The organism is Amycolatopsis sp. NPDC003676 (assembly GCF_053587275.1).
Genome location: NZ_JBSFNS010000100.1, coordinates 13052 through 30739 on the forward strand (window position 1 = coordinate 13052; position 17688 = coordinate 30739).

Annotated in this window: 10 protein-coding genes; 5 read left to right on the plus strand and 5 right to left on the minus strand. The window is 69.3% G+C overall.

Going from position 1 to position 17688, the window contains the following annotated elements:
- Positions 1-33 precede the first annotated feature (33 nt).
- Positions 34-2622 carry a response regulator transcription factor gene (locus ACWDNU_RS36105; RefSeq protein WP_449672167.1) on the minus strand — a complete coding sequence of 863 codons (2589 nt, stop codon included), beginning with the start codon at positions 2620-2622 and terminating at the stop codon, positions 34-36.
- A gap of 289 nt (positions 2623-2911) precedes the next feature.
- Here ACWDNU_RS36105 and ACWDNU_RS36110 point away from each other — a divergent pair, with 289 nt between their 5' ends.
- Complete coding sequence (locus ACWDNU_RS36110; protein ID WP_449672168.1) at positions 2912-4246, plus strand: DUF222 domain-containing protein; 1335 nt, start codon at positions 2912-2914, stop codon at positions 4244-4246.
- 40 nt (positions 4247-4286) lie between these two features.
- On the opposite strand, the gene ACWDNU_RS36115 is transcribed toward ACWDNU_RS36110, so the two are convergent.
- Positions 4287-4742 carry a sulfite exporter TauE/SafE family protein gene (locus tag ACWDNU_RS36115; protein WP_449672169.1) on the minus strand — a complete coding sequence of 152 codons (456 nt, stop codon included), beginning with the start codon at positions 4740-4742 and terminating at the stop codon, positions 4287-4289.
- A 138-nt stretch (positions 4743-4880) separates the two neighbouring features.
- Here ACWDNU_RS36115 and ACWDNU_RS36120 point away from each other — a divergent pair, with 138 nt between their 5' ends.
- The gene (locus tag ACWDNU_RS36120) at positions 4881-5663 is read left to right on the plus strand and encodes a thioesterase II family protein (protein ID WP_449672170.1); all 783 of its coding nucleotides are present in this window, start codon (positions 4881-4883) and stop codon (positions 5661-5663) included.
- A gap of 109 nt (positions 5664-5772) precedes the next feature.
- A complete protein-coding gene (locus ACWDNU_RS36125; RefSeq protein ID WP_182891233.1) occupies positions 5773-6042 on the plus strand; it encodes a hypothetical protein in 270 nt (89 codons plus the stop codon).
- Between the two features lie 402 nt (positions 6043-6444).
- Here the strand turns inward: ACWDNU_RS36125 and ACWDNU_RS36130 are convergent, their stop codons facing one another.
- Positions 6445-7047: a TetR/AcrR family transcriptional regulator gene (locus ACWDNU_RS36130; RefSeq protein ID WP_449672171.1), complete on the minus strand. Its 603-nt coding sequence runs from the start codon at positions 7045-7047 to the stop codon at positions 6445-6447.
- Positions 7048-7137: 90 nt separating this feature from the next.
- Here ACWDNU_RS36130 and ACWDNU_RS36135 point away from each other — a divergent pair, with 90 nt between their 5' ends.
- Positions 7138-7965, plus strand: coding sequence for an MBL fold metallo-hydrolase (locus ACWDNU_RS36135; protein WP_449672172.1), 828 nt, complete (start codon positions 7138-7140; stop codon positions 7963-7965).
- A 143-nt stretch (positions 7966-8108) separates the two neighbouring features.
- Entirely contained in the window at positions 8109-9089 is a 981-nt protein-coding gene (locus tag ACWDNU_RS36140) for a glycosyltransferase (RefSeq protein ID WP_449672173.1), read from the plus strand.
- Between the two features lie 37 nt (positions 9090-9126).
- On the opposite strand, the gene ACWDNU_RS36145 is transcribed toward ACWDNU_RS36140, so the two are convergent.
- A complete protein-coding gene (locus ACWDNU_RS36145) occupies positions 9127-14433 on the minus strand; it encodes a type I polyketide synthase (RefSeq protein WP_449672174.1) in 5307 nt (1768 codons plus the stop codon).
- The coding region (locus ACWDNU_RS36150) for an SDR family NAD(P)-dependent oxidoreductase (RefSeq protein WP_449672175.1) at positions 14430-17688 on the minus strand (3259 nt) is incomplete at its 5' end. The genes ACWDNU_RS36150 and ACWDNU_RS36145, both read right to left, overlap by 4 nt.

A 17688-nucleotide genomic window follows, 5' to 3' on the forward strand; every position in this document is an offset into this window, starting at 1 on the left:
GCTTTTCCGTCCGGCTTTCCGTCAGCTTTTCCGTCACTGCCCGGCACCGGCCAGCTCTCCGGCGAGCGCGCTCCGCCCCGCCACGCCGAGCTTCCGGTACACCCTGGTCAGGTGCTGCTCCACAGTGGACACTGTGATGTACAGCGTTTCGGCGATCTGGCGGTTGGTCCGTCCGTGCGCCGCGAGTTCCGCGACGCGCAGTTCGGCCTCGCTGAGCGCCGTCGCAGCCGCTCCCTCCGGATCCGCGCGCGGCGGCTCGGGTCTCGACGCGACCGGACGAGGACCGAGCGGACGCATCGGCTGCCGCGGCACCTGCACCGGTTTCACCAAGCCCGCCGAACGTTCCGCGCGCTGGCCGAGCTGGTTGATCGCACGGACCGTGCGGGCCAGCTCGAGCCGGTCGCCGGATTCCTTGAACGCCTCCGCCGCCCGGTTCAGCAGACCGGACCGCGCACCAGTGTCCCCGGCGAACGCCAGCACCCGCAGCGCCACTGCCTGCGAAAACGCGTCCGTCGTGTCGGCCAGCTGCTGTTTCGCCAGCTCGACCGCCAGGGTCGGGTTCCGCAGCCGCAGATTCGCTTCCGCAAGATCGGTCCGCCACGGTGCCACTGCGGGCAGGTCGAGGTTGCGGTCACGGAGAATCCGTTGGCACTGCTGGAAATCGCTCACCGCTGAGAGCCCGCGGTTCGTGGCCAGGTGGAACTGCCCGCGCGCCCTGAGGAACCGTACGCCGCCGAGTGTCGTGTACACCGTTTCGGGCAGAGCGTGTCGCAACACCGCAGCTGCGGCCTTGAACGCGCCTGCCGCGGTGTACGCAGTCAGCATCGTCGCCAGCGGGTACGTGATCGCGACGCCCCAGTTGGGTTCGTCAAGCAGCGCAAGCGCCCGGCTCGCCGCCTCAGCCGCTTCGGCCGGTTCGCCGCGACGCAGCAACAGACTCGCACCGATGGCGTCGAGCATCGCTTTCCACGTCACCGCGCCGCGATACTCGGCCTCCTCGGCCAGCGAAGAACACCAGCCTTCCGCGCGGTCCGCCTTGCCGTCGTACGCGAGCGCGAGAATGGCCGTGGCCAACGCTTCCAGCGAAGTGTCCGAGAGCCGACAGTTCTGCAGAATCCGCTCCGCGCACACCGAAGTCTCTTCGCTGCCACCGACCTGCCATACCGACGCGAGGGTGGTTGCCGTGCGCATCCAGGGATCCGATGCGTCGACCGACAACTGCGGTGCCGCGCCGTAATGCCAATGCGCGGCGAGAGTCAGTTCGGCAGCCATGCGCGGGTGTAGCGGCTCGAGGTCGTCGCCCAGCCGGACCAGCGCGGACTCGAACATTTCCCGGTCACCGAACCACAATGACTGACGCACCAACGCGATCCGGTCCGATTGATCGAGCGAACCAGCGTCACGCAACGCCGCGAGATGCGGTGCGGCCGCCGCCGGGTTGACCCGCCAGGTGATCTTGGCCAGCAGCTGGGAAATCATCTGCTGCTCCCACGACGCGGTGGTCGTCGATGCCGCCAGATGCAGACAGCGGGTGGCGAAGTCGACGTCGTCGCCGAGCATCACCTGCTCCGCCGCCGCGACCAGAACCGGCAACGCCCACTCCGCCTGCGCTTCGCCCGCCGCCACGAGATGCCGCGCGACCTCCGGCGCCGACAACCCGCGTGCGTGCTTCACCTCAGCGGCCCGGATGTGCAACTGCACCTTCTCGGACCCGCGCAACCCGCCGACGACCGCCGCGGCAGCCGGTTGCTGCCGGAAGCGCACTCCGTCGACCAGGCCAGTCTCCACAAGCAGCCCCGCCGAAGCCTCCGCCTCGACCGGGTCCACGCCCGCGACCGTCGCCACCGCGTCCGTGGTCACGTCGGTGTCCAGCACCGCGATCGCCGTCGCCACCTCCCGCAGCGGCGAGCCGTAGCGATGCAGAAGCCGTTGCACCGCATCGGAATACGCCGCGCCGTCGTCCATCGAGCTACGAGATGCGTCAACCAATGCACTGACCAGCAACGGATTCCCCGCGCTCAGCCCGTGGATCCGCTCGGCGTCGCCGTGGTCAGCGACCAGCTGCGCGATCGCCTCCACGGTGAACGGCGTGAGATGCACGTACCGGTGCGGCTGCGCGGCGAATTCGACGCCCTCGCCCGAATACCAGCCGTCCGGCTGCGTCAGCACCAGCAACATCGCGGCCGACCTCGCCCGCCGCTGCAACCGCAGCAACAACCGCGCCGAGGTCTCGTCCACGTGCTGCAAATCGTCGACCGCGATCAGCAACGACCGCTCCCGAGCCAGCCGGTGCAATGCACTGCACAACGCGGCGATCCGGTCCTCGCCATCAGCCGCGGCCAGCACCTCGCGCGGCAACGCCGGGCTGGCCAGCAATTGGTCGAGCACGCCGCCGTCGACGTCGCGTTCGTCGGCCGCTCCCGCCGCGGTGAGCGTCAGAACGCCCAGCTCGCGGGCTCGCGCCACGACTTGGTTCTGTACCTGTGTTTTCCCGCTGGCCGGTCCTCCGCCGACCAATACCGTGTCTCCTGCCCCCGCATCGCATTCGATCAGCAGGCCCTCAAGGAGGGACACTGCTTCGTTCGGCTCGGTGCGGCGGTTCTGCCCCCAGTTCACGCCCATCGCAAGCTCCTCGACCCAACGGTCATCTTCCTGCGTGTGCCACAGTCGCAGCCGCCCCCTAAGCACAGCCAACCGCGATCTAAAGTCACTCAATCAGGTGATCACGATTACCTTGCGTTGTTTTCGACTGGGGTTTTCTTGCGGAGCCGCGTGCATGCGAGGGGCGGCTTTCCTTGGGCGAGCTTGCGTTTTGGTTCCGGACAGTGATCTTGCTTCGCCGGCTTCCGCAGTTGAGGATGACCAGTTCGAGCGATGGCGTAATCGAACGTGCGTTCGAGAAAATGAAGGGGTGTCCACGACTACGACGCTCCCGGCCTGGCAATTGTCAGACCAGGACCTGACCACCAGACTCCTGACGACCCAAAGACAGCAGAACACCGCCTACGCCGCACAACTGGAGACAATCCGGGAAGTGGAAGCGCGCGGCGCCGTGCCCGAGGGCTATTCCTCGACCGCGGCCTACCTGGCGACGATCCTGCACGTGACACCGCGCGAGGCCCGAGCCCGGCTCGCCCAAGCCACCGGCTCCTTGCCGCTGACATGGAAAGCCTTGACCGAGGGCGAAATCACCGCCCAGCACGCAGCCGTGATCGCCGAATTCCTGGCCGACGCACCGAGATGGCTGACCCCCGAGGACTACACCGTCGCCGAAGACACCCTGGTGACCCTCGCGGCGCAGGCCAATCCCGGCACGGTCCGCCGAGCCGCGACGCGCCTGAAGATCTACTGGGACAACGATCCTGCCGACCTGCCCGACTCTTCGCCTTCCTCGGACCCGGACGCGGCTCCCGGCCCTGATCCCGACTCGGGCTCGGGCGTGGGTTCCGCGCGCCCCTGGCGAGAATTCCGCTGGCACTGGACCCGAACCGGCCGCTTCCGCTTCACCGGCAACGTAGACCAGGAAACCGGCACATTGATCGAACAACTGCTGGTCCCCCTGGCCGCACCGGACCCCGCGACCACGCCGGACACCCCCGACCCCCGCACTCCAGCAGAACGCCACGGCGACGCGATCGCCGCGATCGTCGACCTGGCCGCCCGCACTCCCGACCTGCCCACCAAAGCCGGCGAACGAGCAGTCGCCACCGTGACCGTCGACCTGGAAACCCTGCAGAGCAAAGCCAAAGCGGTCTTCACCGACGACGAGTCGGTCCTGCCCGCCTCCCACCTGCGCCGCATCCTGTGCGACGCCAAGGTCTACCCCGCCGTCCTGGGCACCGAAGGCCAGGTCCTCGACCTAGGCCGCTCGGCCCGCACCGCCACGAACGCCCAACGCCGGGCCCTGGCAATCCGAGACCGCGGCTGCACCTTCCCCGGCTGCGACCGCAGTCCAAAGTGGACAAGCCCACACCACATCGTCCACTGGGCCAACGGCGGCGCGACAGACCTGGACAACCTCGCCTCGTGCTGCGAACGCCACCACCGCCTCCTGCACCACAGCGGCTGGCAAACCCTCCTCCGCGACGGCGTCGTGTACTGGATCCCGCCGTCCATCCTCGACCCCGAGCAGAAACCTCTGCGCAACACCGCCCACAACCCGCCACCCATCCCGCTGGGCCACACACGACGGCAAGCTGCTCCGCGACCGGCTCACACTCCACACCCGTCGGCCGCAGCCTCATGACCGCCACCCCTGTACCCGGACTCGCATCCACAACCGCGAGTCAAGCCGAGAGCAAGGAAGAACGGGGCAGTGAGCGGGCCGACCGAGCCCAGCAGCGCTGAACCAAACCCGGAAGCCGCACCGACCACCGCGAACTACGGCGGCGACAGCGCCCGCGGCCGACGTCGCAACCGTCTCCAGACGACAACCCCGACAAGAAAGACGCCGACGACCCGCTTGAGCGGCGCGAGCGGAGCATGGGTGAGCAACAGCCCTCCAGCGACCGCGCACGGTACGGCTCCCAGCGCAACTCCCGCCGGTTAAGCCATACGCGGGATCCGTTGGAAGACAGCTGCGTCAAGGTCAGCGTGGGAACAGCGACACGCAGCCCGAACAGCGCGGTGAAGACCGGCAACAGCAAGACCCCACCACCAAACCCGGCAACCGCAGAAAGCACCGCAAGCAGAAACGCAGCGAGGGAGGCAGCGACCAAGGCAGGCAGCAAATCGACCGGCACCGCCTCAGGCTGCCACCCGCACCGACCCGACGCCTCGGCGCACCTTCGCCGACGTTGCCCCCTCCTCAGCCAAGCCCCAGGCCACTAGGGGTTGTCCCACGCTGCCCCGCCCCGAACACTCCTGGTTTTGTGACTGCAGTGGACGAAACACCCGCGAACGCACGCACCAGCCGGTGGATCCGCCGTTTCCACCCGACCGACCAGGCACGGGTGCGTCTGGTGTGCCTCCCGCACGCTGGCGGCTCGGCGACCGCCTACTTCCCGCTCTCCGCAGCGGCGGCGGGGCAGGACTTCGAGGTGGTCGCCGTCCAATACCCCGGCCGCCAGGACCGCCGCACGGAACCATGCCTGGACACGGTCGCCGCCATCGCCGACGCGATCACCACCGACCTGGCCGACTGGTCCGACCTGCCCGTGGTCCTGTTCGGCCACAGCATGGGCGCCACCGTCGGCTACGAGGTGGCCCGCCGCCTGGAGGCGCAGGGCAATCCCCCGCTAGGCCTCTTCGCGTCCGCCTGCCGGGCCCCGTCAGCGCAACGCATCGAGTTCATCCACCAGCGCGACGACGACGGCCTGATCGCCGCGCTCAAGGAACTCAGCGGCACCGACGCCGGCGTACTGGGCGACGACGAACTGTTGCGCATCGTCCTGCCCGCGATCCGCGGCGACTACACCGCCGTCGAAACCTACCGGCACGAACCAGGTTTGGAACCAAGCTGCCCGATCCAAGTCCTGGTCGGCGACGCGGACCCGGTAACCGACCTGGACGAGGCCGACGCCTGGCGCGACCACACCACCGGCGCCTGCCAGGTCAAGATCTTCCCCGGTGGCCACTTTTACCTGAACGACCAGCTCAACGCCGTCCTGAAGACGATCACCACAACCCTGGCCGGATGGCAACCGGGAATCTGCCGGGGATAAGGGTGGGGAAACCCCAGGGAAGCTTCAGGAGCACACCCCATGGTTCCGGCCCGCCGGTTCCGAGAAACTAGGTACATCAAGGAAACACCCCCTCAACCAGGAGGCCATCATGATGGCGATCACCACCGCCCCCGGCGTCACCCAGCGCATGCTCGCCAACGGCCACCTGGAGCTGACCTGCCGCACGACCAACCGCCACATCGAATGCGAGCCGGTGGCCGCCGCGATGTGGATCGCCCTGAAGCAGCACAACGGCGACGTCGACCAGGCCGCCACCACCCTCTCCGCCCTGTGGGAAACGAACGAAGACGACACCCGCTACGACCTGATCGCCCTGGCCGGTTCGCTGTGCTCGCTGGGCATGGCCACCGAGTCGTAACCGGAACCGCCTCAAGACCAATGGGCACCGCGCCAACCGCAGCAGTGCGCCACGTCTGGGTCGGCATCCGCACCTAGAACGACCCAGCCCGCACGGAAACCGCAGCCGAGCCTGGCCCGAAGCGCGGCAAGCCCAGCCCAGCCCGGCCTGCGCAACGCAACTCACGCGACACTCCCGGCCGATGCGCCACTCACGCTCGAAGCTTCCCCGACGCGCACGGCACTTGCGCCAACTCGCGCACCAGACCCGAGCACCGCAGCACTCTCCAAGACAGCCGAACTCCGCACCTGCGCAGCAACAAGACGCACACCGCGGAACCCCAACCCTGCGCGGGAGACACCGGCAACCGCTGTCCAAACGCGGTACTCCAGCAGGAGCGAGCGACTCCGCCAGAACCAGGCCTCAGGACTGCTCCAAAGCCCGCTCAATCGCTCGCCGAGCCCGCCCCGCGGCCGTCCGGTCGTGCTGCAACTGCATAGCCGCATTCAGCGCCAGCCCGGCCGCGATGATCTCGAACAACGCCTGCTCGACATCGAACCCAGCAGGCAACTCCCCGTTCTCCACCGCCGCCGCCAAGTCGGCCCGCAGCTGCTCCCGCCAGCGCGACCACACCTCGGCCACCGCGTCGCGGACCCGCCCGGGGCGGCCGTCGTACTCGGTGAGCGCTGCGGTCATCAGGCAGCCGCCGGGGAGCAGCGGCGCTTCCAGGTAGTCCACGGAGTTGGCGCACACCGCGCGCAGCCGCCGCAGGCCTGGCGGTTCGGGCAGCGCGGGCTCCACCACCCGGTGCCAGAAGTCCACGAACGCCTTGTCCAGCGTGGAGATCTGCAGCGTCTCCTTGGTGCCGAAGTGCTTGTGCACCCCGGACTTGCTCATCTCCAGTTCCTCGGCGAGCCGGCCGATCGTGATCCCGTCCAGCCCTTCCTCGGAGGCGATCTCGGCCGCCCGCTCGAGGATCCGGCCCCGGGTGGCCTGCGCTTCGGCCGCTGAACGTCGCGGTGACATGCGCCAAGGATAGCGTACGGACGTTCGCTATTGATTAGAGAACGCCCGTACGCTAAATTCCGGGCGACCACCGAGACCAAGGAGCACGAGATGCGGTTGCGACGACTGGGCTGGGCCGGGCTGGAGATCGAGGCGAGCGACGAACGCCTGGTGATCGACTACGTCCGCGACCTGTCACCGCTGTTCACCGGCTGGAAGTCCGGCGAAGGACTGGCGGAGCCGAGCGGGATAGCCACTGCCGCACTGGTCTCCCACCTGCACCGCGACCACACTGACGCCGCCGCGCTCGCGGACGTGCTGGCACCCGCAGCGCCAGTGCTCCGGCCGGCACCCGGCTACGGCGACGACGTGGACAACGTCACCACCCTGCCCGCCGAACACGAGCTGCTTCGGCACCGCCTTGCCGTCGAAGTCGTCGATCCCTGGGCCACCCGCGAGATCGGACCGTTCCGTGCCACCGCGGTCCCCGCCGTCGACGGACTGGGCGACCCGCAGCTGAACTGGGTCGTCGAGGCCGACGGGCAGCGCGTTTTCCACGGCGGCGACACCATGTTCCACGGCTACTGGTGGCTCATCGCGCGCCGGTTCAGCCCCTTCGACGCGGCGTTCCTGCCCGCCAACGGCGCGGTGGTCGACGCGCCGCATCTCCAGCCGCCGAGTCCGCTGCCCGCCGCGATGGACCCGAGGCAAGCCGCCGCGGCCGCGGAAATCCTCGACGCCCGGTACGCGGTCCCGATGCACTACGCGTCCGAGCAGCCGGACAAGATCGCGGGCTACCTCGAAGTTTCCGACCCGGAGGCCGAGTTCCGCCTGCAGGCCGGACGCCGGGCATGCGTGCTGCCTGTCGGGGAATGGCTGGACTTGGCGCACACAACCGGAAGCTCCGCCGTGACAGCGGATTCAAGCAACAGGGCCTAGCTCCCAGACGCGGCTGTCTGGCTTGGTACAGCGGAGCCGAAACCGCGCGCTCGCTGGCCGCGCGGGGTGTGAGCAGGCTACTATCGGTTCAGATGTTCATAACATCTGTTTATGGCATCGGACTTGGAAGGAGCTGGTCAGCGGTGCGCGTGCTCTTCGCCAGCCTCGCGTCGGTTGGGCATACCTATCCGCTCATCCCGCTCGCGGTCGCCGTCCGGGAGGCTGGGCATGAGGTGCATTTCGCGGCGGGCGAGAACGTCCACGCGTCCTTGCATCGCAACGGATTACGGCCTTTCCGGCCAGCGGATTCGTTCTACGAGATCTACGCCGAGGACCTCGAGCCCGACCTGGCGCGGCTGCGGCCCGACCTCGTCGTCCATGAATGGGGACAGCCGGGTCCGGCGATCGCGGCGCAACGGGCGGGGATTCCCGGTCTCTGGCACGGGTTCGGCCGCATTTTTCCTGACGGAATCAGGTTGGAGAAGCCCACGCTGGATCGGCCGCATCTCGATATTTGCCCGCCGTCCTTGCAGGACAAGAACTTTCTCGCGACTGCTGAGCGAATCGAGCTGCGAGCGATCGCCTATTCCGAGCCGCTGCCGGAGTGGCGGGTCGAGAGGACATCGCGGCCGCTGGTCTATCTGACACTCGGCACTGCGTTCGGCACGGCGGACGTGCTCACCACAGCTATCCAGGGTTTGACGGCGCTCGACGCCGACGTGGTGGTCGCGACTGGGAACGTCCAACTCGATGCGGTGCCAAAAGATGTCACGGTCCATGAGTGGGTACCGCAGGCGGAATTGTTGCCATATGTCGACGCGGTCGTGCATCACGGTGGCAGCGGTACGACACTCGGCGCGCTCGCGGTCGGGGTGCCGCAGCTGGTTCTTCCGCAGGGAGCGGACCAGTTCGCCAATGCGGACGCCCTCAGCGTTGCGGGGGCTGCGTTGAGCATTCTGCCCGGAGAACTCAGTGCGGACAGTGTTGCCGAGAGTGTCCGGAAACTGCTGTCACCGCGCGGCGGGCACCGGGACGCGGCGCGGGCGATTGCTGAGGAGATCGCGCGCATGCCGTCGCCCGGAGAGGTTGCCCGCGATCTGCCTCTGTGGGCGGAGAACAGGTAGCGGCCGCCCGCGCGGATCGGCGGGCGGCCCCAAAGCGCTACCGGGCTTCCAGTTCCTCGTCCAGCAGTGCGAACAGCTCGTCCGCGCTGGCGCCTTCCACCTCCTCGTCCGGGACCAGCGACGCCAGCACTGCCTTCAACCTCGTCACGACTCCGGAGACTTCGTCCGGTTCCAGGCTGCGGACCACGTTTTCCAGCGCGTCCAGCTGGACCTCGACTGCCGACGGAGCGCCGTCCGCGACGAGGTGTTCTCCCAGGACCTGCACGGACGGGTAATCGAAGATCAGCGTCGCGGGCAGGCGCATTCCGGTGAGGACGTCCAGGCGGTTGCGCAGTTCGATCGCGGTCAGGGAATCGAAGCCCAGTTCGATGAAACCCTTTCGCGGGTCTACCGCATCCCGTCGTTCGTGGCCAAGGACCACGGCGGCGGTGCCGCAGACGAGGTCGACGGCGGCCCGTACGCGTTCGGCGCCGGACAGCCGCAGAACCTGGTTCCAGGAATCGTCAACGGCCTCGACTCGGCGGCGGCCTCGGATCAGGCCGCGCAGCATCGCGGGGACGCTGTGGGCGTCGGCGCGGAGGCCGGACATGTCCAGCCGCACCGGCACCAGCGACGGCTGGCCGGCGGCGACCGTCGCGTCGAACAGTTCCAGGCCGTCGGCGAAGGACAGGCCGAAGACGCCGGACCTGGCCATGCGGATCAGGTCGGTGTCGGCCAGATCGTTGGACATGCCGCCTTCCGACCACAGGCCCCAGGCGAGCGACACGGCTGGCAAGCCTTGTGCCGCACGGTGGTGCGCGAGGGCGTCCAGGAAGACGTTCGCCGCGGAGTAGTTGGCTTGGCCTGCCGCACCGAGCGTGCCGCCTGCCGAGGAGTACAGCACGAAGGCGGCCAGGTCCAGGGACGCGGTCAGTTCGTGCAGGTGCCACGCGGCGTCGACCTTGGGGCGGAGAACGGCGTCCATCCGTTCCGGGGTCAGCGACAGCAGCACGCCGTCGTCGACGACACCGGCGGTGTGGATTACCGCAGTCAGCGGGTGGTCGGATGGAACGTCGGCGATGAGGGCTGCGACGGCGTCTCGGGAGGCGAGGTCGCAGGCCACCAGCGAGACTGACGCGCCCAACTCGGTCAGGGAGGCGACGAACTCGTCAGCTCCGGGAGCGGCGGGGCCGCGGCGGCTCGTGATGAGCAGGTTGCGGACGCCGTGTTCGGTGACCAGGTGCCGGGCGATCAGCTGGCCGAGCACGCCGGTGCCGCCGGTGACGAGGACGGTGCCGTCCGGGTCGAACGCGACGGTGCCGTCCGGGACGTACTTTGCCAGGCGGTGGACCAAAACCGCGCCGTCGCGGACTGCGACGCCGGGTTCGTCGGCATACATCGCGCCGAGCACCGAGCCGATCGGGAGCGGGCCATTGTCGAGGTCTACCACCATGAATCGGTCTGGGTACTCGAGTTGCGCGGTGCGGATCACGCCCCACAGCGCGGCGTGGGTGAGGTCGGGCGCGCCCTCGTCGGGACGAGTGGCGATCGCGCCGGAGGCGACGACGACCAAGCGCGACGCGGCCAGTACGTCCTCGGCGACCCAGGATTGGGCGAGCGAAAGGAGGTCGTGGACGGCTGCACGAGCGGCTTCCGGAGTGCCGGTTTCCGGGGCGGCGAAAGGCACGTAGACGACGTCTGGAACCAAGGCACCGTTGTGGATGGCCTCCAGCAATGCGTTGAGGTCCACATAGGACTCTCCGCCGAGGCTGAAGGGGTCGGTGCCCAGGATCGCGGTGGTGACCGCGGTGACGTCGTCGCCCTGCCACGGGATCCAGTCGACGCGGAACAGCGAATCGTCCACCGCCGAACGCTCGGCCGAGGCGAACGCGTCGTCCGCGATGGGGCGCAGTGCTAGCGAGTCCACGCGCAGCACGGGTGCGCCGGACGCGTCCGTCGCGGTGAGCGAGACGGTGTTCTCGACGTCCGACGAGATCAGCACGCGCAGGCTTGCCGCGCCACCGGCGTAGAGCGAGACGCCGGACCACGCGAACGGCAAGACCGGCTTGTCCTCGGTCGGCCCGGCGAGGCCGATCGTGTGCAGGGCAGCGTCCAGCAGCGCGGGGTGCAGGCCGAACGCGCTGCCGTCGGCGTGCTCGGGCAGCGCGACCTCGGCGGCCAGCACGTCGCCCGCCTGCCAGGCTCGACGCAGGCCCGCGAAAACCGGGCCGTAATCGAAGCCTTGCGCGGCCAACTCGTCGTACCGGGAGGTCACGTCGATCTCCGTGGCCCCGGCCGGCGGCCATGCCGCGGCGACCGCGGACGGCTCACTGGCGGGAGAGAGTCGGCCGCTGCCGTGCTGGACCCACTCGTCGGCGTCCTCGGCCTGGGAGAAGATCCCGAGCGCGCGGGTGCCGTCGTCCTCCTCGGTGCCGACGGTCACCTGCAGCCGCACCGCGCCCTGCTCGGGCAGGATCAACGGTGCGGCGAGGGTGAGCTCGTCGACCCGGCCGCAGCCGACCTCGTCGCCCGCGCGCACGGCCAGCTCGACGAACGCCGTGCCGGGGAACAGCGCGTTGCCCTGGACGACGTGGTCGGCCAGCCACGGCTGCGCGGCCAACGAGAGCCGTCCGGTGAGGACGACGCCGCCGGAGTCCGCGGTGCCGACCACCGCGCCGAGCAGCGGGTGCGCGGCCTCGCGCTGCCCGACCTCGGCCACGCCGCGAGCCCGCGCGCCGGTCGGGTTGTCCAGCCAGTAGCGCTTGCGCTGGAAGGCGTAGGTCGGGAGTTCGACCACGTGCGCGCCGGAGTAGAACGCGTCCCAGTCGACGGTCCCGCCGAGCGTGAACAGAGTCGCGACCGCGGCGGCGGCCGACTCTGCTTCAGCTCGGTCCTTGCGCAGGACCGGGACGAAGGTGGCGTCGGCGCAGTTCTGCCCCATCGCGGTCAGCACCGCGCTCGGGCCGACCTCGACGAACGTGTTCACCCCGGCCTCGGCCAGCGCACGCACGCCGTCCGCGAAACGTACGGCTGAACGGACCTGGCGCACCCAGTAGTCCGGCGTCGCCACATTCGCCGAGAGTTCCACTGTGGACACAACAGGCACCGAAGGCGCAGAGTACGTCAGCGTGCGCGCCACTGCGGCGAACTCGTCCAGCATCGGGTCCATGAGCGGCGAATGGAACGCGTGCGACACCCGCAACCGCGAAGTTCGATCAAATTTCCCAGCAACCGCAAGTACTTCTTCTTCTACCCCCGACACTACCACCGACCTAGGGCCGTTCACGGCGGCGATTCCTACACCATCGGTTAGTAGCGGAAGCACCTCGTCCTCGGTAGCCTGCACCGCGACCATCGCCCCGCCGGCGGGCAGCGCTTGCATCAGCCGAGCCCGGGCGACTACCAGTTTTCCGGCGTCCGCAAGGGAAAGCACTCCGGCGACGTGGGCGGCGGCGATTTCTCCGACGGAGTGGCCCAGCAGGTAAGCAGGCCGGATGCCCCACGACTCCAGGAGCCGGTACAGAGCGACTTCCACCGCGAACAGAGCGGGTTGCGTGTAGCCGGTCTGGTCGAGACGGTCGGCATCGGCGAGCAGGGAACGCAGAGGGAGGTCGAGATCCAGGAAAGCGCCGACCTCGTCCAGGGCGGCGGCGAAGACCGGGTACGCGGTGGCGAGGTCTAGGCCCATGCCAGCCCGTTGGGCACCTTGGCCGGTGAAGAGAAAAGCCACACCAGAAGCGGAAGCCACGCCCTCGACCACCGAGGAAGAAGCGCGGCCTGCTGCATAATCTGCCAGAGCGCGCGCGGCAGCTTCCCGATCAGCGGCCACCACCCCGGCCCGATGCTCGTTGAGGGTTCGCGTAGTGGCAAGGGAAAGGCCGACGTCCGCGGGAGAGCCTGACAGAGCAGAACCAGCCAGCTGGGAAGCCTGGGCCCGCAGAGCCTCCGGCGTGGAAGCTGAGAGCAACCAGGTTACTGGCCCAGCCGAAGAAGAAGGCGCCGGAGCCGGATCGCCTTGTTCGACGATCACGTGCGCGTTCGTCCCGCTGATGCCGAACGACGACACCGCAGCTCGCCGAGGACGGTCAGCCGACGGCCAAGGCGTCGATTCGTTCAGCAGTACGACAGTGCCATCCGCCCAGTCGACGTGCGGCGAGGGCTCATCCGCGTGCAGCGTCGGCGGCAGAACACCCCGCCGGAGGGCCTCGACCATCTTGATGACCCCGCCGACCCCAGCGGCAGCTTGCGTATGTCCGACGTTCGACTTGAAAGAACCGACATACAAGGGACGTGAAGGGGTAGCGACCTTGCCATAGGTGGAGATCAGGGCCTGAGCCTCGATCGGGTCGCCCAGCTTGGTGCCGGTGCCGTGCGCTTCCACGGCGTCCACATCGGACAGTTCCAAGGACGCATCAGCCAAGGCCGCCCGGATGACCCGCTGCTGAGCGGGGCCGTTGGGCACGGTGATCCCGCTCGAAGCACCGTCCGAGTTCACCGCGCTGCCGCGTAGCACCGCGAGCACGTGGTGACCGTTGCGCCGAGCGTCGGAAAGCCGTTCCAGCAACAGCATTCCGGCACCTTCAGAACACCCGACGCCATCCGCGCCGCTGCCGAAGGCCTTGCATCGGCCGTCCGAGGACAGGCCGTGTTGTTCGCTGAAGTACACGAACATGTCCGGCGTGACCATCACCGTCACCCCGCCCGCCAAAGCCAGCGAGCATTCCCCGCGCCGAAGTGCTTGTGCGGCAAGGTGCATCGCGACCAGCGAGGACGAGCAGGCGGTATCAACCGACACGGACGGGCCTTCGAGGCCGAGCGTGTACGAGACGCGCCCGGAGATCAGGCTGCCGTCACTGCTGCCCGCGCCGTAGTCGTGGTACATGACGCCGGTGAACACCCCGGTCGCGCTGCCCCGCAGGGTCGACGGCACGATCCCGGCCCGCTCGACGGCCTCCCACGCGGTCTCGAGCAGCAACCGCTGCTGCGGGTCCAGCGTGACCGCCTCGCGGGGGCTGATGCCGAAGAACTCCGGCTCGAAATCGGCGGCGTCGTAAAGGAAACCGCCTTCGTTCGAGTAGGTCGTGCCGGGCCGGACGCCGGTCGGGTCGTGCAGGGCGGCGGTGTCCCAGCCGCGGTCGGCCGGGAACTCGCCGATCGCGTCGACGCCGCCGGCCACCAGATCCCACAGTTGCGCGGGCGTGGTGACACCGCCGGGATACCGGCAGCCCATGCCGATGATCGCGATCGGCTCGGACTGCCGCGCGGCCAGCCGCTGGTTGTCCGCACGGAGCCGTTCGTTGTCCGTCATGGACTGCCGCAGCGCGGCGACGATCTGCTCGGTCGAAGGAGCGGACTTGTCGGTCACTGGGATTCACCCCGTTCGTCGGTGCCGCCCATCGCGGAGCGGACCAGGTCGGCCAGGTCCATCGAGGCGACTGCGGCCGCCGCGTCGTCGGTACCGTTCAGTTCTTCTTCAACAGCAACCGCAGGAGCAGGAGCCAGTTCCGCCAGCAGGTGCCGGGCCAGCGGCAGCGGGCTCGGGTAGTCGAAGATCAGCGTCGCGGGCAGCCGCAGTCCGGTCGCGGCGCCGAGCCGGTTGCGCAGCTCCAGCGCGGCGAGCGAGTCGATGCCCAGGTCGGTGAAGCCCTTCTCAACGCCGACCGCCGAAGCGTCGTCGTATCCGAGGACTGCCGCCGTGTGCTCGCGCACCAGGTTCAGCGCCGCCGAGTCCCGCTCGTCCGCGGCGAGTGTGGCGAGCTTGTCGGCGAACCCGGTCTCCGGCGTGGCCGACGACGAGGCGACAGCGGCCCGTCGCGGCCCGGCAGTGACGAGACCCTTCAACAGCGCCGACGCGCGGTCGGCGTCCTTCAGGTCCAGCTTCACCGGCACCAACGCCGCCGACGAAGCAGCCAGCGCCGCATCGAACAGCTCCAGCCCCTCAGCCGCGGACAGTTCCGCGACGCCGGACCGGGCGATGTGTGCCAGGTCCACCTCGCCGTCGGTGCCTTCCCACGGACCCCACGCGAGCGACGTCGCCGGGAGGCCAAGCGAAGCGCGGTGCTTGGCCAGCGCGTCCAGGAACACGTTCCCCGCCGCGTAGTTCGCCTGCCCCGCAGCGAGCAGCAGGCCGCCTGCCGAGGAGTAGAGGACGAACGCCGCCAGGTCCCGAGTCGCCGTCAGCTCGTGCAGGTGCCAGGCCGCGTCCACCTTGGGCCGCAACACATTCTCGACCTGCTCCGGCGTCAAGGCACTCAGCACCGCGCTGTCCATCTGCCCGGCCGCGTGCACCACGGCAGTCAGCCGCGGCAGCGTGTCGAGCAGCTTCGCCAGCGCGTCCCGATCGGTGACGTCGCACGCGGCCACAGTCACCTTCGCCCCCGAGCCGGCCAGTTCGTCGACCAGTTCCCGCGCCCCCGCCGCGTCGAGACCGCGACGGCTGGTCAGGACCAGGTCACGGGCACCGCGAGCGACCAGGTGCCGCGCCAGCAGCCCGCCGAGCAGGCCCGCGCCGCCGGTGATCAGCACCGTGCCGTCCGGATCCCACTCGACCGGCTCGCCGACCTCGGTGACCCGGGTCAGCCGCGGCACGCGCACCTCGCCGTTCCGCACCCGCGCCTCCGGTTCGCCGGACGCGACGACCGCGGGCAGCGCCCGAGCCGATTCCGCCGAAGCGTCGAGGTCCACGATCTGGATCCGGCCGGGATTCTCCGCCTGCGCGGCCCGCACCAGGCCCCAGACCGGAGCCTGTGCCAGCTCGTCGCGAGTGACCACGACCAGCTTGCCGTCTCCGACCGACAGCCAGTTCTGCAAGTGCCGCAACGTTTCCTGGACCACCTCGTGCACCTGAGCAGGCACCGAACCGGAACCCGAACCGACCGGCAGCACCAGCACATCCGCATCGACCGGCTCAGCCTTCAACGGCACCCCGAGACCCAGGTCATCGGTGCCGAGCACAGCCCAGCCGTCCAGCGAAGGCACCAGCCGAACGCCCGAAGCGGGCTGCCATTCGATCCGGTACAGCGAGTCCGGCACCTTCGCGCCGAGCTGGCCTTCCGACACCGGCCGCGTGACCAGCGACGCGATCTGCGCCACCGGAGCACCAGCCGCGTCCGCCAAGTCGAGCGACGAACCGCTGTCGGTCTTCCGGACCCGCACCCGCAGCGCGGTCGCGCCGCTGGCCTGCAGCGACACCGAGTTCCACGCGAACGGGATGGTCGTCTCGGTCAACGCCTTCGGACCACCCGGGATCAGGAAGTCCGTCGCGCCGAGTGCCGAGTCGAGCAGCCCCGGGTGGAGGCCGAATTCGTTCGCCGCAACGCCTTCCGGCAGCGCGACCTCGGCGTACACCTCGCCTTCGCGGAGCCAGATCGCCCGCAGGTTGCGGAACGTCGGCCCGTAGCCGAAGCCGAGCCCGGCCAAGTCGTCGTACAACCCGGTCAGGTCAACCTGTTCCGCACCAGCTGGCGGCCACTCGCTCAGCGAGAACTCTGCAGCCGCACCGTTGGCCAGCGTGCCCGCAGCGTGCTGGACCCAGCCGGACTCGGTCCGCGAGTGCACCGACAGCTCCCGGCGACCGCCGCCGTCCGGCGCGCTGATGACCACGCGCAGGTCGACCCCGTCCTCCGGCAGCAGCAACGGCGCCTGCTGAGTCAGCTCTTCCAGCAGGTTGCAGCCGACCTGGTCACCGGCGTGAATCGCCAGCTCGACATACGCGGTGCCGGGCAGCATCGTCCGCCCCATCACCACGTGGTCGGCCAGCCACGGCTGCGTCGCGACCGACAGCCGTCCGGTCAGCACCGCGCCGCCGTCGGGCAGTTCCACCAGCGCACCCAGCAGCGGGTGTCCGGCGGACTGAGCGCCCAAAGTGCTGACATCGCCGGTCGGCTTCGTCGCGTCGAGCCAGTACGACTTGTTCTGGAACGCGTACGTCGGCAAGTCCACAGTGGACGCACCTTGGCCGGCGAACAGCGCCTTCCAGTCGATCTTCGCGCCCCGGGAGAACAGCGTCGCCAGCGCGGTGAACACGGTCGGCACCTCGGCCCGGCCACGCCGCATCGCGGGCACCTGGACGACCCGGTCCGGCCGGTCGGCCACCGCGGTGTCGCATTCGCGAGCCATCCCGGTGAGCACCGCGTCCGGCCCGAGTTCGACGAACCGGGTCACGCCAGCGGCGAGCAGCGTGCTGACCCCGTCGGCGAACCGGACGGCCTCCCGCACGTGGCCCACCCAGTACTGCGGCGAGCACAGCTCCGCGGCGGTCGCGATCTTGCCAGTCACGTTCGACACCACCGGGATCGATGGCGTGGAGTAGGTGAGCTTCTCCGCCACCAGCGCGAACTCGGCCAGCATCGGCTCCATCAGCGACGAGTGGAACGCGTGCGACACGACCAGCTGCTTCGTCCGGCGACCGGCTTCCTTGAAGATCGCCATCGCCGCCTGCACCGCGTCTTCCGGGCCGGAGATGACCACCGACCGCGGCCCGTTCACCGCCGCGATGTCCACTCCACTAGGCAGCGAGGCGCGCACCTCGTCCTCGGTGGCCGCGATCGCCGCCATCGTGCCGCCGGTCGGCAGCGCCTGCATGAGCCGGCCGCGAGCGGCAACCAGCGAGCAGGCGTCG

What these genes read in the sequence shown, in the direction of transcription:
- ACWDNU_RS36130 (WP_449672171.1), bottom strand. Translation starts at nt 7,047, where the DNA reads ATGTCACCGCGACGTTCAGCGGCCGAAGCGCAGGCCACCCGGGGCCGG.
- ACWDNU_RS36125 (WP_182891233.1), top strand. Translation starts at nt 5,773, where the DNA reads ATGATGGCGATCACCACCGCCCCCGGCGTCACCCAGCGCATGCTCGCC.
- ACWDNU_RS36135 (WP_449672172.1), top strand. Translation starts at nt 7,138, where the DNA reads ATGCGGTTGCGACGACTGGGCTGGGCCGGGCTGGAGATCGAGGCGAGC.
- ACWDNU_RS36105 (WP_449672167.1), bottom strand. Translation starts at nt 2,622, where the DNA reads ATGGGCGTGAACTGGGGGCAGAACCGCCGCACCGAGCCGAACGAAGCA.